Here is a 25,267-nt window from a genome sequence, read left to right on the forward strand (position 1 = left end):
CTTCCTTTCTTATGAAACTAACTAATTATTTATTATATCCTTTACAGCATCTGATACTCTTTTCACAACTCTCTTATCAAATGGATTAGGTATTATATAATCACTCTTTAATTCATCATCTTCTATAATAGATGCAATTGCATAAGCTGCTGCTATTTTCATATCATCATTTATAGCTTTTGCTTTAGCATCTAAAGCACCTCTAAAAATTCCAGGAAAAGCTAATACATTATTTATCTGATTGCTAAAATCAGATCTACCGGTAGCAACTATTTTTGCCCCATACTCTTTTGCAATATCAGGCATAATTTCTGGTATAGGGTTAGAAAGAGCAAATATAATTGGATCTTCATTCATATTTTGAATCATATCTCCTGTTAAAACCCCTGGCGCTGATACCCCTATAAATACATCTTTACCTTTAATCACATCTTTAAGCTTACCCTTTTCTTCTCTTGGATTTGTAATTTGAGAAATTTCTTCTTTAACCCAATTTAAATCTTCTCTACCGTTATAAATAGCTCCTTTACTATCGCATACGATTATGTCTTTTATTCCTACTTTTAAAAGTAATTTACAAATTGCTATTCCTGCGGCTCCTGCTCCATTAATAACTATTTTGAAGCTCTTTAGTTCCCTTTTTAGAAGTCTTGCACTATTTAAAAGACCTGCCAATACTACAACAGCTGTACCATGTTGATCATCATGAAATACAGGAATATCTAATTCTTTTTTTAGCCTTTCCTCTATTTCAAAACATCTTGGAGCTGAAATATCTTCAAGATTTATACCTCCAAAAGATGAACTTATAAGCTTTATAGTATTAACTATTGTATCTACATCCTTAGAATTAATACAAATCGGAAAACTATCTATATCTGCGAATTCTTTAAAAAGTATTGCTTTCCCTTCCATAACAGGTAATGCAGCATCTGCGCCTATATCTCCTAAGCCTAGAACAGCACTACCATCTGTTACAATAGCAACCATATTGCCTTTAGATGTATATTTATATATATTATTTTTATCTTGTTTTATACGCTTACAAGGCTCTGCAACTCCAGGTGTATATGCTAGTGATAAACTCTCCTTGTCAACAACATCGATCTTTGACTTGATAGAAATTTTACCTTTAGTTTTTTCATGCAATTTAAGGGATCTTTCACCTATATTCATAATCTTTCTCCTTCTATTTTTATTATTTATTTCTAATATTTATATCATATAAATTATTTCCTTTACTATCTATAGCAACTATAACTGGTAAATCCTCTACATAAAGTTTTCTAATAGCTTCTGTACCCAAATCTTCATAGGCTATAATTTCTGAGGATTTAATACAGTTTGAAATCAAAGCTCCTGCTCCTCCTATCGCAGCAAAGTACACACAATTATATTTTATTATTGAATCAATAACCTCTTTACTTCTATTCCCTTTTCCTATCATTCCTTTTAGTCCAGCTTTTAATAATATAGGAGTATAATCGTCCATTCTATAACTGGTAGTAGGACCTGCTGAACCTATTACATGACCTGGTTTTGGTGGACATGGTCCAACATAATAGATTATAGAATTATTTATATCAAAAGGTAAGCTTTCACTGTTTTTTAAACTATCTACCATTCTTTTATGTGCTGCATCTCTAGCAGTATAAATAGTACCTGTAATATATACTCTATCCCCAGCATTTAACTTTTTTATAATATTATCATTTAATGGAGTAGTTATTTTTATTTCTTTCAATTAAATCCTCCTTCTTCTCTTCATAACCTTATCCTGTTCTCTGTCCTCTGTATCCTAACTTTTATTTCATAGTTCTACTTCCATATGTCTTGCTGCATGACAGTTTATATTAACTGCAACAGGCAGTCCAGCGATATGAGTAGGAAAAACTTCTATATTTACAGATAAAGCTGTAACATCTCCTCCCAATCCCTGAGGTCCTATCCCCGTTTTATTAATCTCATCTAATAGTTCTTTTTCTAACTTTTCAATATGCTTTATAGGATTAAATTCTCCAATTTTTCTAAATAAAGCTTTTTTAGCTAATATACACGCTTTTTCCATTGTCCCTCCAATACCTACACCAACAACAATAGGAGGACAAGGATTAGCACCTGCATTTTTTACTACATCTAAAACAAATTTCTTAATACCTTCAATCCCATCTGATGGTTTTAACATTTTTAAGCCAGACATATTTTCACTTCCAAATCCCTTTGGTGCAAAACTTATTTTTAATCTATCTCCTTCGACTAAATCATAATGTATTATTGCAGGTGTATTGTCCATGGTATTTTCTCTTATTATTGGGTCATTAACTACTGATTTTCTTAAAAATCCTTCTTTATAACCACGTCTAACTCCTTCATTTATTGCTTCAGTTAAATTTCCACCTTCTATATATATATCCTGTCCTATTTCAACAAAAAAAACTGCCATTCCAGTATCCTGACACATTGGCATTTGTTTGTCTTTTGATATATTTGCATTCCATATTAACTTATCCAAAATATCTTTTCCTATAGGGGATTGTTCTTTATCTTTGGCACTTTGTAGCTTTTTTAGTACATCTTCCCCTAATTCATAATTAGCCTTTATACACATTTCTTTAACTTTGTCTATTATCTCACTTACATTTATCTTTCTCATTTTAAGTCATCTCCAAAAATATTCTTATATCTATTTTAATTAAAAAATAAGCTAATTTCAAATTTTACTTTTAAAATGCTAAAATCGCCATCTAAAAGATGACGATTTTTATAATCCATAGGAAATTATGTTCCTTATTAAGTTGTGAATAATTCCAAATATAATTTCCGTATATGGATTTCAACAAAATCTTCCTAAATTTATTAAAGTCGAAGATTTTGTTATTTGACAGCTCTAATATTATTTCTATTAAATCTAGAATGTCTATAATAATTATATGCATTCACACTATTATTTTTACTATAAGAACTATGATGCTTCTTACTTCTTCTAGCTACTTCTAAAACATCTCTTATTATATATGTTTGTAACATTACAAAAGGAATTAATAAAAGAATTAATAAGACTATTTTCATTAATTTTCACCACGCTTTGGCATTTATTTACCAATTTCTTCACGTTTATTATTTTTGTTCCATTATATCATTTTTTTCTACTTTTTTCTATAGTAACGTCGAACTATAATTTTACATAAAAAACCTGTATCTAAGTTAAATAGCTTAGATACAGGTTTTTTGATGATTTATACTAAGTTTATTTCATCTTCATTTTCAGCTTCTTCACCATCTTCATTCTTCATAGATGCAAGTGATACTATTACTTCATTTTTATCGTTTAAAACACTTATTTCTTCTCCAAATTCTACATCGGATACTCTTAATGAACGACCAGTCAAAAGATTAGATATATCAACTGTAATATTCTTTGGTACTTGTGTAGGCAAACATTCTATTTCTATATTTTTTAATTGCTGCTGTACAACTCCAATATTTTTTACATATTCCTTGCCTTTTAACACAATAGGTACTGTAACATGAATTTTTTCTGTTTCATAAGTCTTTTGCAAATCAATATGAATTATATTGCCTTTAATTGGATCTCTTTGTATTTCTTTTATCATTACTGGAAAAGTATTTCCTTCTACTTCAACATTAATTAATGCATTTTCTCCATATTCCTTAATTATTTTGTTAAGCTCCAAAGCATCAAATTGGACACTATAACCTGAAAAATGATGTCCATATATAACACCTGGTACCTGTCCTCTACTTCTAATTCTATGACATGCTTTACTGCCTATTTCATTTCTTAAATTACAGTTTATATGTACATCGGCCATAATTTCCCCTCCTTAATTTTTCTCTCTACTCATTATTTCCAATACTATTTTCTTTTAAACATGGAAGTCTTTTTCAGTTGACAGAGTACAGAGGACAGTGAACAGAAATGCAAAATTAGTACAACAGCAAAACTTAATCTATCAAAAAAAAGAAAAAGCGATCAAAGATCACTTTCAGGGTGTAAACTAAATAAATACTAGGATTTTTCGAAACTATAAGTCTATGTTTTCTCTGAAGATTTGTCTATGAACGCTATTTTTTCAATTCATTAAATAATATAACTTTGTCAACAAGCTCAAAGCGGCCAAAGGCCGCTTTAAGTTTATCTATCTAATATACTCTTATCACTTTCATAAATAGGTACATTCTTATCGTCTTCAAGCTCTTCATACTTACTATTTGCAGTTAATGATGCTATAACTTCATTTTCATCATGTAATATTTCTATATTATCTCCTAACTTCAAGTCCCCCACTGTAATAGAATCACCAAATTTTAGATTAGATACATCAACTTCTACAGTAGTTGGTATGTATTTTGGTAAACATCTTATTTCTAATTCCATTATCTGTTGCTGAATAATAGTTGTAGAACTCTCTACTTTCCCTTTTCCAGATAAAACTACAGGAACAAAAACTTTAATTTCTTCATCTTCAGAAAGTTGTTGAAAGTCTATATGTAATAAATTATCTTTAATAATATCCTTTTGTACTTCTTTAATTATAGCTGGAATCACTTCTCCGTTTAAGCTCAAGTTTACTGTAGAACCTGAACCGAATCTTTTTAAAACTTTTAATGTTTCAACTTCATTTAGTTTAATGCTTTTGGTCTCTTTATTATGACCATAAATTACTCCTGGTATAAAACCATCTTTTCTTAATTTAATAGAGTACCTCCTGCCACCTTCATACCTCAATTCTACATTCAATTTTGGTGCAGCCATAGTATATCCCCCTTTTATATTTTTTCTTTAATAATATTAAATCAAAAAATTCAGAATAATTCAAATATTTAAAAAGGTTTTTTTGTAGATAAAAAGCCCTAACCTTTAATAGGTTAGGGCTTTTTTTATTATTCTCCACATTTTTCAAGGAGCATTTCCCATCTTCTGTCAATTTCTTTTTGAAGTTCTTCAATTAAATGTTGATTTTCTGGTTTGAATAAGTGTTTAAATCTTCCTTGTGGTCTTAAGAAGTCTTCTATCGGAAGTTTCTTCTTAGGCTTGTATGTTAATCTCCACTCACCATTTTCTACTTCATATAATGGCCAGTAGCAAGTATCTATAGCTAACTTAACTATTTCCATTAATTTTGGAGTATCATATCTCCATCCACGAGGACATGGAGTAAATACATTTAAGAAAGCTGGTCCTTCAGTATATATAGCTTTTTCAGCTTTTTGATGTATATCACTGAAGTTACCAAATGGTGCAGTTTGCGCAACATATGGTATATGATGTGCTGCCATAACTTGAGTCAAATCTTTTCTAAACTGTTGCTTACCTGGAACAACTTTTCCTGCTGGAGAAGTTGTTGTATTTGCATATTTTGGAGTAGCTGATGATCTTTGGATACCAGTATTCATATAAGCACCATTGTCATAGCAAACATATACCATGTCATGTCCTCTTTCCATTGCTCCTGACAATGATTGAAGACCTATATCGTAAGTACCACCGTCTCCACCAAAAGCTATAAACTTATAAGTATCGTTTATTTTTCCTTTTTTCTTTAAAACTGTATAAGCAGCTTCAACACCACTTATAGTAGCTCCTGCATTTTCAAATGCGTTATGAATAAATGAATCTTTCCAAGCTGTATATGGATACAAGAAACTTGAAACCTCTAAACAACCAGTAGCAGCACCTATAACTGCTTTATCTTCTGGTTTTAATGCTCTTAAAACAGCACGAACAGTTACAGAAGCACCACATCCAGCACATAATCTATGACCACCTGTAAATCTTTCAGGTCTCTTTGCAGCTTCTCTTAAATTTAAAGCCATTCGGTACACCTCCTATTCTCTTACACCTAAGTAGTTGTAAACTGACTTAACTTCTCCTGTTTCAACTATTTCAAGTAAGTCATTGTATACCTTCATAATATCATTAGTTCTTACGTCTCTACCACCTAAACCATAAATATAGTTTATTACAACTGGCTTAGTTTCAGCATCATATAATGCTGCTCTAGTTTCAACAAATACTGGACCACCAGCAGCTGAGAAACTATCTGCTTTATCCATTACAGCTATAGCTTTAACATGTTTTAATGCATCTCTTAATTCTTCAACAGGGAATGGTCTAAATACTCTTATCTTAATTAATCCAGCTTTTACACCTTTTTCTCTTAACTCATCAACCACTTCCTTAGCTGTTCCTGCAGTTGAGTTAAGTACAACAATAGCAACCTCTGCATCTTCCATTTTATACTCTTCAAATAAACCGTATTTTCTTCCTGTTAAAGCTTCAAATTCTTTAGCTATTTCTAAAATAACTTTCTTAGCATTCTTCATAGCTTCAGCTTGTTGACGTTTATGTTCAAAATAATGTGGTGGTAAATCCAATGGTCCCATAGCAACTGGTTGCTCTGGATTTAATAATGTATCTAAACCTGGATCGTATTCACCAACAAACTCTTTAACCTTTTCAGTTTCTAATAATTCTATATTTTCAACTGAATGGCTAACTATAAATCCATCTAAACATACCATTACAGGCAGTCTAACATCTTTATGCTCTGCTATTCTAATAGCTTGAATTATATTATCATATGCTTCTTGATTATCTTCTGAATATAATTGTATCCAACCTGAATCTCTAGCTCCCATAGAATCACTATGGTCATTGTGGATATTGATTGGACCTGATAATGCTCTGTTTATAACAGGCATAACTATTGGTAATCTTGATGAAGCAGCTATATATAATATCTCCCACATTAAAGCAAGACCATTAGCTGATGTAGCAGTCATAACCCTTGCACCTGCAGCTGATGCACCAACGCAAGCACTCATAGCACTGTGCTCACTTTCAACAGCAACGAACTCTGTATCAACTGAACCATTAGCAACAAATTGTGAGAAATACTGTGGTACTTCAGTTGATGGAGTAATAGGGAAAGCTGCAACAACATCAGGATTTATTTGTTTCATAGCAGTTGCAACTGCTTCGTTACCACTTAATCTTTCTCTTATAGCCATTTGTTTCCCTCCTTACAACTAATCTTCTTTAACAAAGTCAAATACTTTAAATGGACATGCCTCTACACATACCCCACAGCCTTTACAATGGTCATAGTCAATTCCTACTACTTTTCCGTCTTCAAGTAATATTGATGAGTCAGGGCATACTGGGAAGCATAATAAACACTGTTTACATTTCTCACTATTCCAGATAGGTCTCATTGATCTCCATTCGCCAGTTTTATAATTATGCGCATTACCAGCTTCATAGATGATTCCACCTGGAGTTATTTCTTTCCAAGTCGTTTCAGTAGTTATTGTAACCTTTTTATTATCTTTCATCGCCCTTAACCTCCTTCAAGGCTCTCTTGATAGCTTCCATATTTCCTTCGATAACCTCTGGCTTTGTAGCAAACTTATGAGCAAAAGATTCTTCCATAGCTTTTAAGAATACTTCTTCTTCCATTATGTTAGCAACTTTAACTATAGCTCCTAACATTGGAGTATTTGGGAAGTATTTTCCTAATGCTTCAATTGAAATTTTTCTTGCATCAATAGTGTAAACTCTTCCTTCATATCCTTTTAAAAGCGGTCTTAATTCTTCTGGGCTCTTTTCTGAGTTAATTACAATAGCGCCCTCTTTTTTCAATCCAGCCGTTACATCTACGTCTTTAAGTAAAGTCTCATCAACAACTACTACATAGTCTGGTTCATAAATATTACTATGTATTCTTATTTTGCTATCACTAATTCTGTTATAAGCTGTAATTGGTGCTCCCATTCTTTCTGGACCATACTCAGGGAATCCTTGAATAAATTTACCTGTAGCAAATGCAGCTTCAGCTAATAATAATGAAGCAGTTTTTGCACCTTGACCACCACGGCCATGCCAACGAATTTCAACCATTTTGTTTGCCATCAATTTTCCTCCTTTCATATTAACCATTAAAATAATTTAATTTTGTGTTCTTATAAATACACAGAATATTTCTATATATTAGCTTTAATTCCTTCAATAAATATAAAGGAATTATTAACTTATGGAAATAAAATTAATTGTTATACAACAGTGGTTTTTTATTGTATCTGTTGTAGTACAATATTATATTTTTCATATAACAGGTCATTAATAATACTGGAAATCTTAGTTTTAAATATATAACAGTTTGCATTTTTTAGTATAACAGATAAATATAAATTGTTCAATAGATACAATATGATATAAGACAAATTTATCGAATTTTTATTTTTTTCTAATAAGAAGTTGTTAGTCGATAGTCAATAGTTGCTAGTCATTAGTTTATAGTTAAAGAAAAAAGAGGGAAAACATTCCCTCTCTTATTCTACCACTTTCATTTACAAAATATAATTTATTATTATTAACAAAATCACTCCTGGTATCCCTAAAAATCCTGCAATGATTATCGTTATAATATTAATCCCTATCTTTATTCCAATAAACTTACCGAAAAAATTTACTGACAAAAGTAATACTAAACCTATTATTCCATTAATTATTAATTTTAAAATTAATTTTAACGGTTTTAAAAGAATTGTTACAACAATTAATATTACGGCTAATGCCACTATATAAGATAAAGCTACCCCCACCTCTAAACCCAAGCCCATTTATTCCACGCTCCTAAAATATTTTCTTATTTAAGTATATAAGTAAAAATAAAATAATATTACAAGCCTTTATACAGATGCTTTTATTCCTTTTTTTCTAGCTTCTTTTAAAAGGTAGATATATTTTGTTTTTGCAGCCTCCATATTATAGATAGCAAAATCTATTAAATCGGGATCTGTTACATTTTGAAAATAATTTTCTGCTTCTTTCCATTCAAAATGTGCCATTTTTAAGGCTTTAAAAAATTCCTCTTCATTGCTTTTATGGTGAATCAACTTGTCCTTCATATTAACTAATAAGTTATTTACATTCAAAAGTGTTTTCACTTTATTTTGCGAAAACATATTTGACATATTAATAACCCCCCAAAATAATTTTTATCTTAATTATTTACATTTTTTTGGAGGGTTATACATAATTATATTTCTCTTCTTCCTTCTAAAGCCTTTGATAGTGTAACTTCATCTGCATATTCTAAATCTCCTCCCACTGGTATTCCGTGGGCTATTCTAGTGGTTTTTATCCCCATTGGTTTTATAAGCTTAGATATATACATTGCTGTAGCTTCACCTTCAATAGTAGGATTTGTAGCTAAAATCACTTCTTTTACTGGACTATTTTTTATTCTAATTAGTAATTCTCTGATTCTAATGTCCTCTGGTCCAATACCTTCCATAGGTGAAATACTGCCATGAAGTACATGATAAAGTCCCTTAAATTCTTTAGTTCTCTCCATTGCAACTATATCTTTAGGGTCTTCAACTACACATATTAACGTTTCATCTCTTCTTTTATTGCTGCAAATTAGACAAGGATCTCTATCTGTTAAATTGCCACATACACTACAATATTTAATATCCCTTTTTGCATTAACTATTGCATTTGCAAGATTCATGGCTTCTTCTTTTTTCATATTAAGTACATAAAATGTTAATCGTTGAGCCGTTTTTTTACCTATACCAGGCAATTTCGAAAATTCTTCTATCAATTTTGCAATTGGTTTAGGAAAGTATTCCATCTATATCACCTTCTTAGAATAAACCTGGCATTCCTCCAGTAATTTTTTGCATCTCACTGTTTACCATCTCATCTGCTTTTCTTAAAGCCTCATTTACTGCAGCTAAAATTAAATCCTGTAACATTTCTATATCGTCAGGATCTACCACGTCTTTATCTATAGTTATATCTAGTATTTCTTTCTTACCATTTGCTTTAACTGTAACAGCTCCACCACCTGAACTAGCTTCTACTTCTCTTTCTTCTAACTCTTTTTGCATTTTTGCTATTTCTTTTTGCATTTTTTGTACTTGCTTCATCATGTTATTGAAATTTCCCATACCTGGGAATCTTCCTTTTGCCATTATATCATCCTCCTTAATTTTATTTTGTCAGCCTAATTATATCAAACAATTTCAACTAAATCTTCACCAAAAATGTTTTTAATTTTTTCAATTATATCTTTTTTTTTATCGTCTTGTTTATCCTCTGTCTTTTTTATTTCATTTGCCATAATAAATTTCGTTTTTATATTACAATTGAAGTATTTACTTATTGTTTTTTCTACAAACTGTTTATTATCTTTCTTTTCTATAGCATCCTTATGAAAAGCAAAGCCATCTTCAAAAGCTATTGTTAATATATTATTTTCAAAGCTAACTGGTTTGCCTTCCATCAATAAAGCATGTATACTGATCTTCTCTTTTTTTAAACTCTTTAGGAATTTTAACCAATCTGATTTTATTTTATCAAAACTTGTATCTACACTATTAATATTTCCATCTTGCTTAGATATTTCGTCTTTTATTTGTACTTCCTGCTTTAAAACATCTTTTTTAACATTATCTGATATTAAAGTTTTAAATTCAGTATTATGTGAATAACTTGGTTTACTTATATGAAAATTACCTTCCTCTATAATTTTTTCGAGTTTCATAACTTTTTCTAATAAATTATCTATATCAATATCAGATGATGATTTTATAAATTTTATTAAACCTACTTCTAAAATTATTCTAGGTTGAGATGACCATTTTGCTTTAACTTCTACATCAGATAATATTTTGATAGCTCTCATTATATCATCTAGCTCAATAATTTTTGCCTGTTTTTTTAGTTTATCTATCATTTCATCACTAGCATCTATAATATCTTCAATATTACTAGAAGTTTTTGCTATCATTAAATTTCTAAAGTGCAAAATCAAATCTTTAATAAATTGATTAATATCTTTTCCAGCTCTAACTATGTTCTCAATTAACTCTAAAGTTTTATCCAAATTACCATTAATAACAGCATCAGTTAGTTCAAATATAATGTCTAGGTTTACTGTGCCTAATATAGATAAAATATATTCATATGTTATTTTTCCATCTGAAAAAGATACACATTGGTCTAATATACTAAGTGCATCTCTCATTGCACCATCAGAATTTCTAGCTATAAGTCGAAGGCCTCTATCTTCTACATCTATATTCAGTTCATCACATATAGATCTCATATTTTTAACAATATCGTCTACACTTATCCTCTTAAAATCAAATCTTTGACATCTTGATAATATTGTAGCTGGTAGTTTTTGTGGTTCTGTAGTAGCTAAAATAAATAATAAATGTTTTGGTGGCTCTTCTAGTGTTTTTAAAAGTGCATTAAATGCCCCTTTTGACAGCATATGGACTTCATCTATTATATAAACTTTATATTTCCCTTTTGAAGGAGGATATTTAACTTTTTCCCTTAATTCCCTTATATCGTCTACACTATTATTTGAAGCTGCATCCATCTCTACAACATCCATAATAGTATCATTTAATATTCCTTTACATACTTCACATTCATTACATGGATTTCCATCCTTATTATTTAAACAATTAACAGCCCTTGCAAATATTTTAGCTGTAGATGTCTTACCTGTTCCTCTTGTTCCTGAAAACAGATATGCATGAGCAATACTATTATTTATTATTTGATTTTTCAATATTGTGGTAACATGCTCTTGACCTAAGACACTATCAAAGTTCCTAGGTCTATATTTTCTATATAAAGCTTGATATGCCATTTCATCACCTTCAAACAAATGTTTTTCCATAATTAATTATATCAGATACTAAATACTTCTACCATAAAAAAAGCGGCCAAAGCCGCTAGTCATTTAATGTTAATCGCAATAAGATTTCGAAATTTCTATAATAGTTTCAGGAGTCTTTTTATACATATCCACCAATGCATCTACAACCTCTGGATGAAATTGAGTTCCTTTATTTTTAATAATTTCTTTAATAGCATCTTCTATACTCATAGCCTTTCTATATGACCTGCTTGAAGCCATTGCATCTAAAGCATCAGCAACACCTACTATACAAGCTTCTAAAGGTAATTCTGATATTTTATTTTCTTCAGGATAGCCATTTAAATCATACCTTTTGTGATGATATTTGATTACATTCATAACAATATCTGAAAAACCTACGTTTTGAAGTATTTTATCACCTATTGTAGGATGTCTTTTTATTTCATTAAATTCTTCATAAGTCAATTTCCCTGGTTTAGTAAGTATTGAATCTTTAATTCCTATTTTGCCTATATCATGAAGAATACCACCTATTTCTACTTCTTCACATACCCTGTTAGGTAATCCCATATGTTTTGCAATTATATATGAATATTTAGAAACTCTATATGAATGACCTTCTGTATATTTATCTTTGGCTTCTACTGCTGCTGCTAAAGTCTTTATTGTTCTTAAATAACTCTCTTTTAGTCCATTATATAAGTTTATATTTTCAATCATCATGGCTACTTGATTTGCTACAGAAGTCAAAATAGTAGTTTCACTTTCATCAATCTCTTTTTTTGTAGTTACTGTAAGTACTCCTAATATTTTTTCTCTTGCAATCAGTGGAATGACATTTATACGATCGACCTTTCCACTTTCAATAACTTTCTTATTGTACTTGCTTATATTTTTGTCAGTAAAATCACTAAGTTTAATAATGTCACCTTTTTTTATAGCTTCTCCTAAAATATCCTCGTTAACTGGTATCTCATCAGACCATATAATATCTGTTAGTTCTCCTGAATAGGACATTAACTTTAATTTATCATCTTCTGTTAATAATCTTATTGTACACAGAGGAACTTCCATTAGGTCTACTATATCATCAACAACCATTTTTAGAAGTTTATTTATATTCATTGTAGAATTTAAGTTTTTACTGATTTTATTGATTGTAGAAAGCTCTTTATTTTTTCTTATGATCTGGCTATATAATTGTTTTCTCTCTGTAATATTCCTTAATACACCATGTACCCCAATAAATTTTCCTTTATCAAATATTCTTCTAGTACTAACTTCTCCTATTACTTCTTTTCCATTCTTAGACTTTAATATAACTTGAACACTATTATAATCACTTTCCATCAACTTCTTAAAGTCACTATTTAAACTTTTACTTTTACCTTCTATACTATTAAAATACCACATCTTTGATAAGAGATCCCTTATATCTGTACCTACAACTTCTTCCTTGTCGTATTTCAACATATCTTTTATCTGTTTATTAACAAACATAATTCTACAATTAGAATCAATAACCCATACTAAATCATTCATATTTTCAACTAATAATCTATATTTTTCTTTTGATTCATTGAGCTCCAATGTAACAGCCTGAAGTTGTTCATATGAAGCCTGTAACTCAATATTCATATCCCGTAACTGTTTATTATTTTCTATTAACATTTTTGTCTGTTCACTTAATCTTTTATAGGTTTTATCAAGTTCATCTGTTGTTCTATTAAAGGCTTTTGCCAATTGTCCAAATTCATCATCTCTATACATTGAGATTTTATAATCATAATTGCCTTTATATAACTCAATAGTCCCTTCCCTTAATTTTTCTAATGGTTTAGAAAATTGATTAGATAAAAATGAAGCTAATAATATTACAAATATAAGTGTAAATATTACAGTTATTGTTATGTATTTATTTAGTCTCATTATATTTGTAAAAAATATACGTTTATCTATTAAACAAACTAATTTCCATCCTACCTTAGGAATAATTGATTGAATAACAAAATATTCTTTACCTTGAATCGATATTTTTCCATTATCTCCATCTATTAATGTTGATAAATTAATATTTTCTAATTCTTTGTCAAGACTATTAGTTGATCTATTAATGCCATTAAAAAGATCTATCTTATTACCTTCTAAAGTCATAACTCTAACAGTAAAACCATCAGCTACTAATTTTTCTCTTAGCTCCTTAAATACATCTTCTATAGAATTAATAAATATATTTGCTCCTATTACTTCTTTTATTTCTCCTGTTGCATCTTTTATAGGAATAAATATAGTCAAAATCATTTTTCCAGTCTTTAAATCTTTATAAGGTTGACTCCATAAAGTATTGCCGGTTTTTAATACTTTATCATATAATAGTTTTATTCTAATATCATTTTCACCATCTAATAAAGCAGAGTTATATTCTTCTCTACCTTTTATAATTACATATATATCTGAAAAAGAATCTATATTTTTAGCTAAATCGGCAAGATAACTATCTATATTTTCAGAACTAATTACTGAATCCATCTGTTCTTTATGAGCTAGATAATCACTTATAATAGCTTCTAAAGTTTTCTCTTTATCGTTAAACCACCTATTAATCTCATCTGTTTTATTAGCTACAAACTGAGTTTTAACATCAATTGCTTGATTTATTATCTGCTCCTTTACTGTTAAATTGACTACAAAACCCAAAGTAATGATTGGAAAAATCGCTAACATAATAAGTGCAACGATTAATTTTCTCTTAAACGAATTAAATATCATAACAAACACCCTTTATTAATTTTAAGTAAGTAAAATTATTCAATTTTCTAACAACAAAAGTTGTAATACTATATACTCTACATAATACAATATTTTCCTATATTTTTCTACATTTTTCTACAAAAAAATGATAACTTTCTAAAATAAAAATAAGAACTATGATCTACACCATAGTCCTTTAATTAGTTCTTTAATTTAAAGCCGTGCACCCGACCTTGACTTACTACCCCAAGCGTTACCTGAGCAGTTAACTCAAACCAGGCACCCCTACGGCACACGGAAGTGTTCACTTACCGCTGCTTCCTCCCGGACCTGACGGGGTTCATGAATTTCCGTTGCGTAGGACCCAATCGTCAACGCCACTTACTCAGGGCAGACCTCACAATAGCAAGCCTCAATCGGGAATTCGACCCTGCTATAGCGGATTGCAGGTTACAGGGCACCGCTACCTCCCCATCTAGCACGGCAAAATTTAATTTTGGCGGAGAGAGCGGGATTCGAACCCGCGAGACGCTTTTCGCGTCTACCCGCTTTCCAGGCGAGCGCCTTCAGCCAGACTCAGCCATCTCTCCAAAATATATTATCTTAAAATCATGCAAATATAATTATATCATTTTCTATTGGTACTTGTAAAGTGTTAAATAATACTAAATTTATCTATAAATAGCTTAACATGCTTATTACAACATAAGTTAACAGCAAAATCAGTCCAAATGATCTTCTAAGTTTATCTTTACTAAGTATAGTACCTAATCTAAATATAGTTAAAATAAATATCATTGCTGGAAAATATAGTTTGAAAAAATCAGGAGTAACATGTATACCTTCTTTTGAAAATGCTGCAGCTGATCCTACCACAAATAATACATTTAAAATATCTGCACCTATAACATTACCAATAGCTAATTCTCCATGACCTTTTATAGAAGCTGTAACAGATGTAACAAGTTCAGGAAGTGACGTGCCAAACGCAACTAAAGTAGCTGCTATTACACTATTCGGAACGCTTAATCTTATAGCTGTTTCTTGCACTGTCGGAATTAATAATTTTGAAGAAATTATAATAATAACTACGCCTAAAATCAGTTTTATTAAAATCATGAATTTATTTTCTATTTCTCCACTGAATTCTACTGTAACTGCATTTTCATCCTTGTTATTTTTAGTCCATCTTACAGAAGTATATATATATATTATCAATAGAAAAATAAATAAAAATCCAGATGATTTAGATATATATCCTCCATTAGTAAATATATGACTTAAAGAAGTAAATGGTATAGAAACTATTACCAATAATAATCCAGCAAAAAATTGAATCCAACCATGTCTATTAACAATATCTTTCTGAATTTTTAATGGGGAAATTAATGCCGCAATACCTAATATGAGTCCAGTATCACATATTACAGAACCAACTGCATTACCTAAAGCCAAACTAGAATTACCTGAAATTGATGCCATAACTGAAACTGAAGCTTCAGGAAGTGTAGTTCCTAAACTTACAATTGTAGCACCAATAATCATTTTAGGTATTCCTAATTCTTCTGATAATGCTACTGCCTCATTTACTAGTAAATCTGCTCCTTTACTTAATGTATATAGCATTATTGCTATAATCATAAAAAGAATAGGTAAAGATGAATTAGCAATAATATTTAATACAAATGTTTCCATAAAAACACCATCCTTTTTCATTAAGTTAATAGTTGTTAGTCAATAGTCCACAATAACTAGTCTATTAACTATTAACTATAAACTATCGATTTCTCTTATCAAAAACAAAGACTTGAGTATAACGTAATAACGCTATACACAAGTCTCACTATTTAAAATTAAGCCAGATAAGAGAACTTATCATGATGTTGGCTTAATTACACTATAAAAGTGCCAGTTACTCCCCTGTGCACTTATGAATTTACTTATTCTTATAATATTATCTTTATATCAATTAGTACTTTGTCTAAAAATATCATAAAGATACTCTCTTATTTTCATATGGCGGAGAGAGAGGGATTCGAACCCTCGGTACACCTTAGGGGGTGTACACCTGATTTCGAGTCAGGCGCATTCGACCAGCTCTGCCATCTCTCCATAGTATTATTTTTTTCTTAGTTTTTTAAAAAACTCCTTCATAATATCAGAGCACTGCTTATCTAGCACACCCCATACAATTTGTACTCTATGATTAAATTTAGGATTATCAACTATATTTATTACAGAACCACAGCCGCCCATTTTAAAATCTTTGGCTCCTATGACAAGTTTTTCTATCCTAGAGTTTACTATTGCTCCTGCACACATAGGGCAAGGCTCTATAGTAACATACATAGTAGCTCCTAAAAGTCTCCAGCCACCTAATTTTTTACTTGCCTCTTTAATAGCTATAATCTCTGCATGACAAGTAGCGTCCTTGAGCGTTTCTTTAATATTATATCCTCTTCCTATAACCTCTCCATCTTTTACAATAACAGCCCCTACAGGAACCTCATCAATTTTATAAGCTTTATATGCCTCTTCTAAAGCCAACCTCATGAAATATTCATCCATAGACAAGTATCCCCTATATATAAAAATGGCGCACCCGAGAGGATTCGAACCTCCGACACACGGCTTAGGAGGCCGCCGCTCTATCCTGCTGAGCTACGGGTGCACAAAATCTTAAAATCAGCCATTACCACAACTATATATAATACATCAATAAATTTTTTTTGTCAAATTAGTTTTAATGTACAATTGTTTAAAATCCTTAAATATACCTAATAGTTTTTACCTAAAAAGCAATTTTTAAACCACTTAAGATACATTTTTACCATAGAGCCAATAATTTATTAAATCAGTAAAATCATCCCCAGTGATATCTTCACATACATTGACAAAATCACTAGTAGAAGCAATTTTAAATCTATACCTATTAAAAAACTCATTTAGTATGTTATAAAGTACATCTTCACCATATTTTTCTTTTATTTCATATATAAACATTGCTCCTTTAGAATAAATTAATGGTGCATAATCATCCCATCCTTTAAATTTACTTAAAGGTTTTACTATAACTTCATCCGGAATCTTTAATATTGATTTTCTAGATATATAGTAATTTGATGTATTTTCATAGTAATAATATTCTCCAACTTCATCACCATATTTTTCACTAATATAAATAACCTCTGAATAAGAAGTTATAGATTCATCTAACCATGCTTCATCTACTTCATCATTTCCAACAATGCCATACCACCATTGATGTGCTGTTTCATGAACTATTACTGTCTCTAAAAATTCTCTATATTCATCAGAATAATATTCTTCTCCTATAAAAACTATTCCTGGATATTCCATACCACTTGAAAAATTTGTAGCAACAACTGAATACTGCTTATATGGATATTTACCAAATATCTTATTAAATATGTTGATACAATCAAAAGCTACATTTTTTACAAAACTCTGTATTTCAATGTTATCATTCAAAAAATAAAATTTAACTATAGTATCATTTACTTTTATTTCATCTTCAATAAAATCTTTACTTGCAACCCAAGCAAAATCTCGCATTAATTCAGCTTTAAACTTCCATATTTTCATATTATCTATCGTTTTTTCTGATATTTTCAAACCAGAAGCAGCTATTTTAATATCTTTTGGAGCTTTTATCGTTACTTGATAGTTGCTTACTTCACTATAAAAAGGATCCCCAATACTATAATATGGATCTAAATTCCACCCTTCATCATCATAAACAGCAAGTATAGGATACCAATTTCCTAGATTAAAGGTCTTTTCACCATATCCAAATCTATCATGAGCTGGAGGTATAACCACCTTATATTCTATATAGATGTTTATTTTTTGTTTAGGCAATACTTCATCACTTAAAGGTATTTTAAGTATAGTTTTATCTTCACCAATTATGCTAAAATCTAGCTCTTTATTATTTACTGAAACTTTTTGTATGTCTATATAACCAGGTTTAAATCCATTAGGATATGCCTTTTTAAAATTATCAAATAAAAAAGGAGCAGTACTCTCTTTCTTAAATGCATTAGGGTAAATGTGAAAATATATCTCATTCAATGAAATATCCTCATTATTTATATATACAACATTTTGCTTAGCTGTATAATATTTTTCTTCTGGATTAAATACCACATCTATCTGATATTGACTTATATTATCTATGTCAACATTGTTATAATCATCTATCATTAAAGTTTCATATTTATTTTTACTTATATCTGCTTTATCAGTTTTATTGAATTTATATCTACAACTAGTAAATACAGTAGAGAGTATTAAAATTATTATTATAAAAATGTATTTTCTGCTCCTTAACATAAATCTCCTCCAAAATTAAATGTATTTACTGGTCTATAAGTTTTATATGAATTTTAAGCAAGATATCAGGGATATCCCCTGATATCTACATTCTTGTTGTCTACATACTATTTCTTAATTACTTCTAATCCACCCATATATGGCCTTAATACCTCTGGTATAACTACACTTCCATCTTCTTGTTGATAATTTTCAAGTATTGCTGCAAATGTTCTTCCTACTGCTAAACCAGAACCATTTAAAGTATGAACAAACGTCACTTTGCCTTTATCATTAGGTCTAAATCTTAAGTTTAATCTTCTTGCTTGGTAATCTTCAAAATTACTACAAGATGATATTTCTACATATCTATTATAGCTTGGCATCCAGACTTCTAAATCATAAGTTTTTGCAGATGAAAATCCTAAATCTCCAGAACATAGTTCTACTACTCTATATGGTAATTTTAAGAGCTGTAAAACTTTCTCAGCACAATTAGTTAACGTTTCTAATTCATTATAGGAATTTTCTGGTTTAACTACTTTAACTAGTTCAACCTTATCAAATTGATGATTTCTTATAAGTCCTCTAGTATCTCTTCCTGCTGAACCTGCTTCCTGTCTAAAACAAGGTGTATAAGCAACATAATATATTGGAAGCATTTCCTCTTTTAATATCTCGTCTCTGTGTATATTAGTTACAGGTACTTCTGCTGTAGGAACTAAAAAGAAATCTTTACTAGGTAGTCTAAAAGCATCTTCTTCGAATTTTGGAAGCTGACCTGTTCCAGTCATACTATCTCTATTTACCATGAATGGTGGCATTATTTCTGTGAACCCATGCTCTTTAGTATGCAAATTTATCATAAAGTTAATTAATGCCCTTTCAAGCATTGCTCCATAACCTTTGAATAAAGCGAATCTCGAACCTGTAATTTTAGAAGCTCTCTCAAAATCTAATATATCTAAATCAGCACCAATATCCCAATGCGCCTTTGGATCAAATTCAAATTTTGTAGGAGTTCCCCATCTCCTAACCTCAACATTATCTTCATCACTATCACCTACTGGAATATCAGGATGAGGTGTATTAGGTATTCTTAATAAAGCTTCTCTTAATTGATTGTCAATTTCCTTGACTAAAACATCAATATCTTTGATTTTCTGAGATAGCTCCTTCATCTCATTTAGTACCTCTGAAACATCTTTCCCTTCCTTCTTAAGCTTTGGTATTTCTTTTGATACAGCATTTTGTCTTGCCTTCATTTCTTCAACTTCAACTAATAGTTTTCTTCTTTTTTCATCTAGTTTCAGTACTTCATCAATCTCTGAACCTAAACCTCTTTTTTCTAAAGCCTTTCTCACTTCATCTGGATTATTTCTTATTCTTTTAATATCTAGCATAAAAACCCCTCCTTTTGTTTCTATTTTTAGTCGAAAAAAAACTCTCATCCCTAAATAATTTAGGGACGAGAGTTATCTCCCGCGTTGCCACCCTAGTTAGCTTTAAGCTCACTCTATGCACTATAACCGGTGCATCGGTTTTACTTTTAGGTAAAAAGCTCCAGGACGGATTCGATAACCGTTCCCACCGATTCACACCAACCATCGGCTCTCTTAAGAGACCAGATTATCTACTATTTCCCTTCAAAGCTTTTTTCTTATCTAATTTTGAGCATAATTTTACCATACAAAACAATCTTTTGCAAGTAATTTTTTCACTTACTGTGTTTAATTTCTGATAATGCCACCTATCCTCTGATTTACTAGTACCTAGTATCCAGTACCTAGTACCTAAATATTATTTTACCCAAAACTACTGTATATATTTCATAAATTTGTCAACAATACAAACATATAGATTAGTTAAGGGGGGTTATTATGAACGATATAGATATTTTTTCACAAATAAGTGATTTAAAAGAAATAGATTATAGAAATACCTTAGCTATTGCAAGTATTATTGAAGTTCTAGTAGACAAAGGAATTATTAATAGGAATGATATAGCTATAAAAGCTAAACAGCTTGATTCTATGTCTGCTGAAGAAATAAAAATAATGAGGACTAAGCGTTTTTAGTCCTCATTATTTTCATACATATCTTTAAAACCATATATATCCTTGCTAAAATATCTATCACTTCTATCAGGCATTAAAGTTACAATATTAATTTCCTTGTCGCCTTTATATTTCTTTGCATATTTTATTGCAGCTGCCAAATTAGCTCCTGAAGATGACCCTACTGTAAGTCCTGATTTTGCTGCAATATCTCTAACCATATCATACGCTTCATCATCATTTACATAAATAGCTTCATCAACTAAAGACAAATCCATAGTTTCAGGTATAAAATCGTTACCAATTCCTTCTATTCTGTAAGTAGCATACTCACCACCACCTAATATTGAACCTACTGGATCAGCTAAGACACCTTTTACATTTTTGTTCTTTTCTTTTAAATATTTAACTATACCAGAAAAAGCACCACCAGTTCCTGCTCCTGCAATAAATACATCTATTTCGCCATCCATATCATCATATATTTCAGGGCCAGTCATCATATAATGTGCCTCTGGATTAAATGGATTTGTGAATTGATTAAGTACATAACCATTTGGAATTTCTTTTAATAGTTCTTCTATTTTTCTATAAGCCCCTTCCATTCCTTCTTTTGTAGGTGTACTATAAACTTCTGCACCTAATCCTCTCATAATAATCTGTTTTTCAATAGAAAATTTACCTGGTACTACTACTATAACTCTATATCCTTTCTGTACACCTAATAATGCTAACGCAATGCCTGTATTACCTGCTGTCGCTTCAAGCAAAGTGTATCCTGGCTTAATAATACCTTTTTTTTCAGCCTGCTCTAGCATATATAAAACTGTCCTATCTTTTATACTGCCACCAGGATTAAGATACTCTAATTTCGCAAATATGTTTACATTTTTTGGTATGTCGTAAGCTTTATTATCAAATTTAAACATTGGTGTATTTCCTATTATTTGACTTATATTTTCTATATATTTTTTCATTTTATTCCCCCACTCTTTCAAGTTTTTCTAAAACTGTTTTTGCATATTCTTTTGCTGAAAACAATGAATGATCTCTGAAATTGCCACATTGTACTTCATTTGTAGCTGGAACTTCTTCTTCTTTAGTTTCTATAATTCTTTTTAAAACTTTAATCCAAGCCTTTCTAATATCTTCAATATCTATTTCTCCAAATTTTATTAAATAAAATCCAGTTCTACATCCCATAGGTGAAATATCTATAATATCTTCTATTTCGTCTCTAAAATAGGTTGCCATTAAATGTTCAATTGTATGCATTGCGGCTGTCGGTATAGCACCAACATTAGGCTGTATAAACCTTAAATCATATTTTTGCACTATATCACCTTTAGGTCCTATTATCTTTCCTGCTTTTCTTACATAAGGAGCTTTTACTTTTGTATGGTCTAGCTCAAAACTCTCTACTTTCATTGGCATAATCTTTCTCCTTCCTATTGATTTACTGATTGATTGTTTAATGAGTTATTTAAGCTATTTAAAATATTTTCTAATTTATTCAAATACTCTCCATATTTAGCCCAATCACCTTTTTGAGAAGCTTCTTTGGCTTTATTAAATATTTCATTTGCTTTTTTTATTATTTCCGTTAAATTCCCATCTGATATATTTATATCTACATTATCAATCACACCATTTTTATCTTCTTCTCTATCTATCTGTCCGAAAATTTTTGTAAGAGCTTCATCTAAAGTTTCTTCCATTACTATTTTATTTTTATATGCAACTATTACCCTTTTAACTTCTGGTAAACTGTTTTCATTATCAGCTTGCAAATATATAGGTTCTACATATAATAAAGAATTTTCTATCGGCACGACTAATAAATTACCTCTTAAAACTATAGAACCCTTTTGACTCCATAATGTCAATTGTGGTGAAATATTTGAATCTTGATCTATTCTAGACTCTATCATCATTAAACCGTCTACAGTTTTTGATTTTGGAAATTTATAAATAAACAGCTTCCCATAATTATCTCCATCATTTCTAGCAACAAATAGAGCTGTCATATTAGGTTTTGTAGCTGGTGTATAAGGTACTGTTAAAAGAAATTCAGCTTTTTCTTCATCTGGTAGTTTAAACATAACATAATTTGATTCAGCTTCTTTAACATTTGACATGTATTTCTCTTTAGCTATATCCCACACATCTTCTTTATTATAAAAAACAACAGGATTATTTATATGATATAACTTATAAACTTCAGCTTGTATATCAAATAGTAATTGAGGATACCTAACATGTTCTTTTAAACCTTTAGGCATTTGGTCTTTATCTAAAAATAAATCAGAAAATATATTTTTATAAGTCATTATTATAGGATCATCTTCATCAAATACATAGTACTTAGTAGTCCCATTGTAAGCATCTATAACTACCTTTACTGAATTTCTAATATAGTTAATATTTGAGTCTCTATAAGGTTGTGAATATGGATATCTACTACTTACAGTATATCCATCGATTATCCAGTAAAGCTTACCATCTTCTTGATTTATAACTAAATATGGATCACTATCATATATAATAAAAGGTGCTATTTTTTTAACCCTATCTATAATATTCCTATTTATTATAATTCTACTATCAGAATTAATATCACTTGATAATATCAGTTTAAAACTTCCTTCTCTAATTGCAAATAATAGTCTGTTTATTCCACTTAATTTTATACCTGCTAAGCCTTGATATATTGCTTCTTGATTATTTTCACCAATTGGATAGTCAAATTCTTTTTCATCTGTATTTACTATTATATAATCATTAGTTAATTCACCAAAATATATTTCTGGTCTCTCTATTTTCAAATCTGTCTCTGTAACAGGAGGAATATCTTTTATTAAAAGCTTAGGCTGACCTTCTGGTGTAACTGAATTAACTGGTGATAAAGTCAAACCATATCCATGAGTGTATTTTAAATGTTGATTAATCCAAGTTTTTGCTTGATTACTCAGTTTTTCTTGATCTAATTCTCTTGCTGCTAAAAACACTTGTGTATATTCTCCATTTATATAGTATCTATCTATATCTATATCATTAAATCTATAATACTGTCTTATTCCCTGCAATTGATTATATACTTGATTTATAGGCCTATAATCATTAATTCTTATATTTTTTATAGTTTCTTTATTATTAATCAAATCATCTCTTGTCAAATTTTGCTCAACATTAAAGTTCATTTCTTTAACATTTTCTAATCCATATGCCTTTTGAGTATATTCTATATTATATGTAAAATATTTTTCTTCCTTTGAAATTTCATTCGGTTCAACTATAAACTGCTGAAATAACCCACTAACAATACTTCCTATCATAGAAAATATTATTAAAACTACAGGTCCTGTTAATGCTAATCTAACTTTTTTTCTAATAATACCAATAAAAAATCCTATTGCTGATATTACAGATATAAAAGCCATTATTCTATAAATCCATAAGGATATATGGACATCAGTAAAACTTGCACCATATACTTTTCCTCTAGTAGAATACAGTATTCCATAACTTTTTAATATGAAATTTAAACCAATAACAATAAATATAACTAAACCTATTAACCCTATCTGGAACAATGCAACTTTAAAAATTCTCTTACTAAATAAAGAATTTATATTTCTAACTGGTCCATCATAAAACTCATCTTCATTATAAATTCCTGGTCTTCTTATTGTTATAAGAATCAAATAAAATACAGCAGTTAAGATAATTAATATAAAACAAAGTAGTAACAGTAAATTTATAATTTCACTTAGCAAAGGTAACTTGAATATATAAAATGATATATCTTTATTAAATATAGGATCATTAATATTAAAATTGTTTGAATTAATGAACTTTAGTATAGTAAACCATAAATTACCTGCAAAAATTGAAGAGATATATAATGAAATCAAAGCTGAAACAGCCCAAAGTACAGAATTTAATCTTCTTTCTCCAGCTTTATTTGGTATTATACCAGCTATTTTATAATAACTTTTCTTAATAGATTTAAAATAGAAAACTAACAATAAAGTTAATAGAATAAAAGTAGGTATTCCTATTGTAAACTGAGTTCTTAATTTGGTAAAAAATGTCTTAGTGTATCCTAATTCCTTAAACCATAGATAATCTGTAATGAAATTTATAATACTTGAAAAAGAACTTATTAAAACTAATGCTAATATTATAGCAATACCAATTATATAACCAATCTTTTTGTTCAATTTTAATTTCCCCTTTCAAAAAAATAGGTAGCATAATGTTTATATTATCATTATACTACCTATTAAATACATATTTCAAACCTTGTAAATTATTTTTATAATCATCTTTCATCCAAATACACAATTAAATATAACGATATTCTAATTTTACCTACTCAATTATGAACAAAGAACCAACAAAAAATAA

At 29.7% G+C, this 25,267-nt stretch carries 24 protein-coding genes, 3 tRNA genes, 1 other RNA gene and 1 other annotated feature; of the genes, 1 reads left to right on the forward strand and 27 read right to left on the reverse strand.

The window, feature by feature from the left end:
* Positions 1 to 21: 21 nt before the first annotated feature.
* The 24 genes from TR13x_RS05465 to serS all read right to left on the reverse strand — a co-directional run bounded on the left by TR13x_RS05465 (position 22) and on the right by serS (position 20,203).
* On the reverse strand, positions 22 to 1,179 hold the full coding sequence (locus TR13x_RS05465) for an NADP-dependent malic enzyme (RefSeq protein ID WP_304438590.1): 1,158 nt from the start codon (positions 1,177 to 1,179) through the stop codon (positions 22 to 24).
* Positions 1,180 to 1,198: 19 nt separating this feature from the next.
* Positions 1,199 to 1,744: a Fe-S-containing hydro-lyase gene (locus TR13x_RS05470; RefSeq protein WP_054870892.1), complete on the reverse strand. Its 546-nt coding sequence runs from the start codon at positions 1,742 to 1,744 to the stop codon at positions 1,199 to 1,201.
* Between the two features lie 66 nt (positions 1,745 to 1,810).
* Positions 1,811 to 2,653, reverse strand: a complete 843-nt coding sequence (locus TR13x_RS05475; RefSeq protein ID WP_054870893.1) for a fumarate hydratase — start codon at positions 2,651 to 2,653, stop codon at positions 1,811 to 1,813.
* A gap of 221 nt (positions 2,654 to 2,874) precedes the next feature.
* Positions 2,875 to 3,069 carry a hypothetical protein gene (locus tag TR13x_RS05480; protein ID WP_054870894.1) on the reverse strand — a complete coding sequence of 65 codons (195 nt, stop codon included), beginning with the start codon at positions 3,067 to 3,069 and terminating at the stop codon, positions 2,875 to 2,877.
* Between the two features lie 167 nt (positions 3,070 to 3,236).
* Positions 3,237 to 3,833, reverse strand: a complete 597-nt coding sequence (locus TR13x_RS05485) for a 50S ribosomal protein L25 (RefSeq protein ID WP_054870895.1) — start codon at positions 3,831 to 3,833, stop codon at positions 3,237 to 3,239.
* Between the two features lie 323 nt (positions 3,834 to 4,156).
* Positions 4,157 to 4,777: a 50S ribosomal protein L25 gene (locus TR13x_RS05490; protein ID WP_054870896.1), complete on the reverse strand. Its 621-nt coding sequence runs from the start codon at positions 4,775 to 4,777 to the stop codon at positions 4,157 to 4,159.
* A 128-nt stretch (positions 4,778 to 4,905) separates the two neighbouring features.
* The gene (locus tag TR13x_RS05495; protein WP_054870897.1) at positions 4,906 to 5,838 is read right to left on the reverse strand and encodes a thiamine pyrophosphate-dependent enzyme; all 933 of its coding nucleotides are present in this window, start codon (positions 5,836 to 5,838) and stop codon (positions 4,906 to 4,908) included.
* Positions 5,839 to 5,850: 12 nt separating this feature from the next.
* On the reverse strand, positions 5,851 to 7,035 hold the full coding sequence (gene porA, locus TR13x_RS05500; protein ID WP_054870898.1) for a pyruvate synthase subunit PorA: 1,185 nt from the start codon (positions 7,033 to 7,035) through the stop codon (positions 5,851 to 5,853).
* 18 nt (positions 7,036 to 7,053) lie between these two features.
* A complete protein-coding gene (locus TR13x_RS05505) occupies positions 7,054 to 7,359 on the reverse strand; it encodes a 4Fe-4S binding protein (RefSeq protein WP_054870899.1) in 306 nt (101 codons plus the stop codon).
* Positions 7,349 to 7,936 (reverse strand): 2-oxoacid:acceptor oxidoreductase family protein, encoded by a 588-nt coding sequence (locus tag TR13x_RS05510; RefSeq protein ID WP_054870900.1) that lies wholly within the window; start codon positions 7,934 to 7,936, stop codon positions 7,349 to 7,351. The genes TR13x_RS05505 and TR13x_RS05510 overlap by 11 nt, the downstream gene beginning before the upstream one ends.
* Before the next feature lie 437 nt (positions 7,937 to 8,373).
* On the reverse strand, positions 8,374 to 8,646 hold the full coding sequence (locus tag TR13x_RS05515; RefSeq protein ID WP_054870901.1) for a pro-sigmaK processing inhibitor BofA family protein: 273 nt from the start codon (positions 8,644 to 8,646) through the stop codon (positions 8,374 to 8,376).
* A 69-nt stretch (positions 8,647 to 8,715) separates the two neighbouring features.
* On the reverse strand, positions 8,716 to 9,000 hold the full coding sequence (locus TR13x_RS05520; protein WP_054870902.1) for a YaaL family protein: 285 nt from the start codon (positions 8,998 to 9,000) through the stop codon (positions 8,716 to 8,718).
* 65 nt (positions 9,001 to 9,065) lie between these two features.
* Positions 9,066 to 9,665 (reverse strand): recombination mediator RecR, encoded by a 600-nt coding sequence (gene recR / locus TR13x_RS05525; protein ID WP_054870903.1) that lies wholly within the window; start codon positions 9,663 to 9,665, stop codon positions 9,066 to 9,068.
* 13 nt (positions 9,666 to 9,678) lie between these two features.
* Positions 9,679 to 10,008: a YbaB/EbfC family nucleoid-associated protein gene (locus TR13x_RS05530; protein WP_054870904.1), complete on the reverse strand. Its 330-nt coding sequence runs from the start codon at positions 10,006 to 10,008 to the stop codon at positions 9,679 to 9,681.
* Positions 10,009 to 10,049: 41 nt separating this feature from the next.
* Entirely contained in the window at positions 10,050 to 11,702 is a 1,653-nt protein-coding gene (dnaX, locus tag TR13x_RS05535; RefSeq protein ID WP_054870905.1) for a DNA polymerase III subunit gamma/tau, read from the reverse strand.
* Positions 11,703 to 11,801: 99 nt separating this feature from the next.
* On the reverse strand, positions 11,802 to 14,483 hold the full coding sequence (locus TR13x_RS05540; RefSeq protein ID WP_054870906.1) for an HD domain-containing phosphohydrolase: 2,682 nt from the start codon (positions 14,481 to 14,483) through the stop codon (positions 11,802 to 11,804).
* Positions 14,484 to 14,684: 201 nt separating this feature from the next.
* Positions 14,685 to 14,949, reverse strand: an RNA gene (gene ffs / locus TR13x_RS10935) — signal recognition particle sRNA large type.
* 13 nt (positions 14,950 to 14,962) lie between these two features.
* Positions 14,963 to 15,055 (reverse strand) — tRNA-Ser (locus TR13x_RS05545).
* Positions 15,056 to 15,140: 85 nt separating this feature from the next.
* The gene (locus TR13x_RS05550; RefSeq protein ID WP_054870907.1) at positions 15,141 to 16,160 is read right to left on the reverse strand and encodes a calcium/sodium antiporter; all 1,020 of its coding nucleotides are present in this window, start codon (positions 16,158 to 16,160) and stop codon (positions 15,141 to 15,143) included.
* Positions 16,161 to 16,482: 322 nt separating this feature from the next.
* Positions 16,483 to 16,577, reverse strand: a tRNA-Ser gene (locus TR13x_RS05555).
* Between the two features lie 6 nt (positions 16,578 to 16,583).
* Positions 16,584 to 17,033 (reverse strand): tRNA adenosine(34) deaminase TadA, encoded by a 450-nt coding sequence (gene tadA / locus TR13x_RS05560; RefSeq protein WP_054870908.1) that lies wholly within the window; start codon positions 17,031 to 17,033, stop codon positions 16,584 to 16,586.
* 26 nt (positions 17,034 to 17,059) lie between these two features.
* Positions 17,060 to 17,136: transfer RNA gene (locus TR13x_RS05565), tRNA-Arg, on the reverse strand.
* A gap of 143 nt (positions 17,137 to 17,279) precedes the next feature.
* Complete coding sequence (locus TR13x_RS05570) at positions 17,280 to 18,821, reverse strand: M1 family metallopeptidase (RefSeq protein WP_054870909.1); 1,542 nt, start codon at positions 18,819 to 18,821, stop codon at positions 17,280 to 17,282.
* 107 nt (positions 18,822 to 18,928) lie between these two features.
* On the reverse strand, positions 18,929 to 20,203 hold the full coding sequence (gene serS, locus TR13x_RS05575) for a serine--tRNA ligase (RefSeq protein WP_054870910.1): 1,275 nt from the start codon (positions 20,201 to 20,203) through the stop codon (positions 18,929 to 18,931).
* A 58-nt stretch (positions 20,204 to 20,261) separates the two neighbouring features.
* Positions 20,262 to 20,459 (reverse strand) — a binding site (T-box leader).
* Between the two features lie 221 nt (positions 20,460 to 20,680).
* On the opposite strand from serS, the gene TR13x_RS05585 reads away from it, so the two are divergent.
* Positions 20,681 to 20,878: a hypothetical protein gene (locus TR13x_RS05585; RefSeq protein ID WP_054870912.1), complete on the forward strand. Its 198-nt coding sequence runs from the start codon at positions 20,681 to 20,683 to the stop codon at positions 20,876 to 20,878.
* Here TR13x_RS05585 and TR13x_RS05590 read toward each other — a convergent pair.
* The 3 genes from TR13x_RS05590 to TR13x_RS05600 are packed head-to-tail and all read right to left on the reverse strand — an operon-like array spanning position 20,875 to position 25,080.
* Entirely contained in the window at positions 20,875 to 21,834 is a 960-nt protein-coding gene (locus tag TR13x_RS05590; protein ID WP_054870913.1) for a PLP-dependent cysteine synthase family protein, read from the reverse strand. The genes TR13x_RS05585 and TR13x_RS05590 overlap by 4 nt on opposite strands.
* 1 nt (position 21,835) lies before the next feature.
* Complete coding sequence (locus TR13x_RS05595; protein ID WP_054870914.1) at positions 21,836 to 22,291, reverse strand: S-ribosylhomocysteine lyase; 456 nt, start codon at positions 22,289 to 22,291, stop codon at positions 21,836 to 21,838.
* A gap of 14 nt (positions 22,292 to 22,305) precedes the next feature.
* Positions 22,306 to 25,080 carry a UPF0182 family protein gene (locus tag TR13x_RS05600; protein ID WP_200905821.1) on the reverse strand — a complete coding sequence of 925 codons (2,775 nt, stop codon included), beginning with the start codon at positions 25,078 to 25,080 and terminating at the stop codon, positions 22,306 to 22,308.
* Between the last annotated feature and the right edge of the window lie 187 nt (positions 25,081 to 25,267).

This window comes from Caloranaerobacter sp. TR13 (assembly GCF_001316435.1).
Lineage (GTDB): Bacteria > Bacillota > Clostridia > Tissierellales > Thermohalobacteraceae > Caloranaerobacter.

What these genes read in the sequence shown, in the direction of transcription:
- TR13x_RS05590 (WP_054870913.1), bottom strand. Translation starts at nt 21,834, where the DNA reads ATGAAAAAATATATAGAAAATATAAGTCAAATAATAGGAAATACACCA.
- TR13x_RS05515 (WP_054870901.1), bottom strand. Translation starts at nt 8,646, where the DNA reads ATGGGCTTGGGTTTAGAGGTGGGGGTAGCTTTATCTTATATAGTGGCA.
- TR13x_RS05490 (WP_054870896.1), bottom strand. Translation starts at nt 4,777, where the DNA reads ATGGCTGCACCAAAATTGAATGTAGAATTGAGGTATGAAGGTGGCAGG.
- TR13x_RS05550 (WP_054870907.1), bottom strand. Translation starts at nt 16,160, where the DNA reads ATGGAAACATTTGTATTAAATATTATTGCTAATTCATCTTTACCTATT.
- TR13x_RS05475 (WP_054870893.1), bottom strand. Translation starts at nt 2,653, where the DNA reads ATGAGAAAGATAAATGTAAGTGAGATAATAGACAAAGTTAAAGAAATG.
- serS (WP_054870910.1), bottom strand. Translation starts at nt 20,203, where the DNA reads ATGCTAGATATTAAAAGAATAAGAAATAATCCAGATGAAGTGAGAAAG.
- tadA (WP_054870908.1), bottom strand. Translation starts at nt 17,033, where the DNA reads ATGGATGAATATTTCATGAGGTTGGCTTTAGAAGAGGCATATAAAGCT.
- dnaX (WP_054870905.1), bottom strand. Translation starts at nt 11,702, where the DNA reads ATGGCATATCAAGCTTTATATAGAAAATATAGACCTAGGAACTTTGAT.
- TR13x_RS05510 (WP_054870900.1), bottom strand. Translation starts at nt 7,936, where the DNA reads ATGGCAAACAAAATGGTTGAAATTCGTTGGCATGGCCGTGGTGGTCAA.
- TR13x_RS05585 (WP_054870912.1), top strand. Translation starts at nt 20,681, where the DNA reads ATGAACGATATAGATATTTTTTCACAAATAAGTGATTTAAAAGAAATA.
- TR13x_RS05540 (WP_054870906.1), bottom strand. Translation starts at nt 14,483, where the DNA reads ATGATATTTAATTCGTTTAAGAGAAAATTAATCGTTGCACTTATTATG.
- TR13x_RS05495 (WP_054870897.1), bottom strand. Translation starts at nt 5,838, where the DNA reads ATGGCTTTAAATTTAAGAGAAGCTGCAAAGAGACCTGAAAGATTTACA.
- recR (WP_054870903.1), bottom strand. Translation starts at nt 9,665, where the DNA reads ATGGAATACTTTCCTAAACCAATTGCAAAATTGATAGAAGAATTTTCG.
- TR13x_RS05595 (WP_054870914.1), bottom strand. Translation starts at nt 22,291, where the DNA reads ATGCCAATGAAAGTAGAGAGTTTTGAGCTAGACCATACAAAAGTAAAA.
- TR13x_RS05520 (WP_054870902.1), bottom strand. Translation starts at nt 9,000, where the DNA reads ATGTCAAATATGTTTTCGCAAAATAAAGTGAAAACACTTTTGAATGTA.
- TR13x_RS05505 (WP_054870899.1), bottom strand. Translation starts at nt 7,359, where the DNA reads ATGAAAGATAATAAAAAGGTTACAATAACTACTGAAACGACTTGGAAA.
- TR13x_RS05530 (WP_054870904.1), bottom strand. Translation starts at nt 10,008, where the DNA reads ATGGCAAAAGGAAGATTCCCAGGTATGGGAAATTTCAATAACATGATG.
- porA (WP_054870898.1), bottom strand. Translation starts at nt 7,035, where the DNA reads ATGGCTATAAGAGAAAGATTAAGTGGTAACGAAGCAGTTGCAACTGCT.
- TR13x_RS05480 (WP_054870894.1), bottom strand. Translation starts at nt 3,069, where the DNA reads ATGAAAATAGTCTTATTAATTCTTTTATTAATTCCTTTTGTAATGTTA.
- TR13x_RS05570 (WP_054870909.1), bottom strand. Translation starts at nt 18,821, where the DNA reads ATGTTAAGGAGCAGAAAATACATTTTTATAATAATAATTTTAATACTC.
- TR13x_RS05485 (WP_054870895.1), bottom strand. Translation starts at nt 3,833, where the DNA reads ATGGCCGATGTACATATAAACTGTAATTTAAGAAATGAAATAGGCAGT.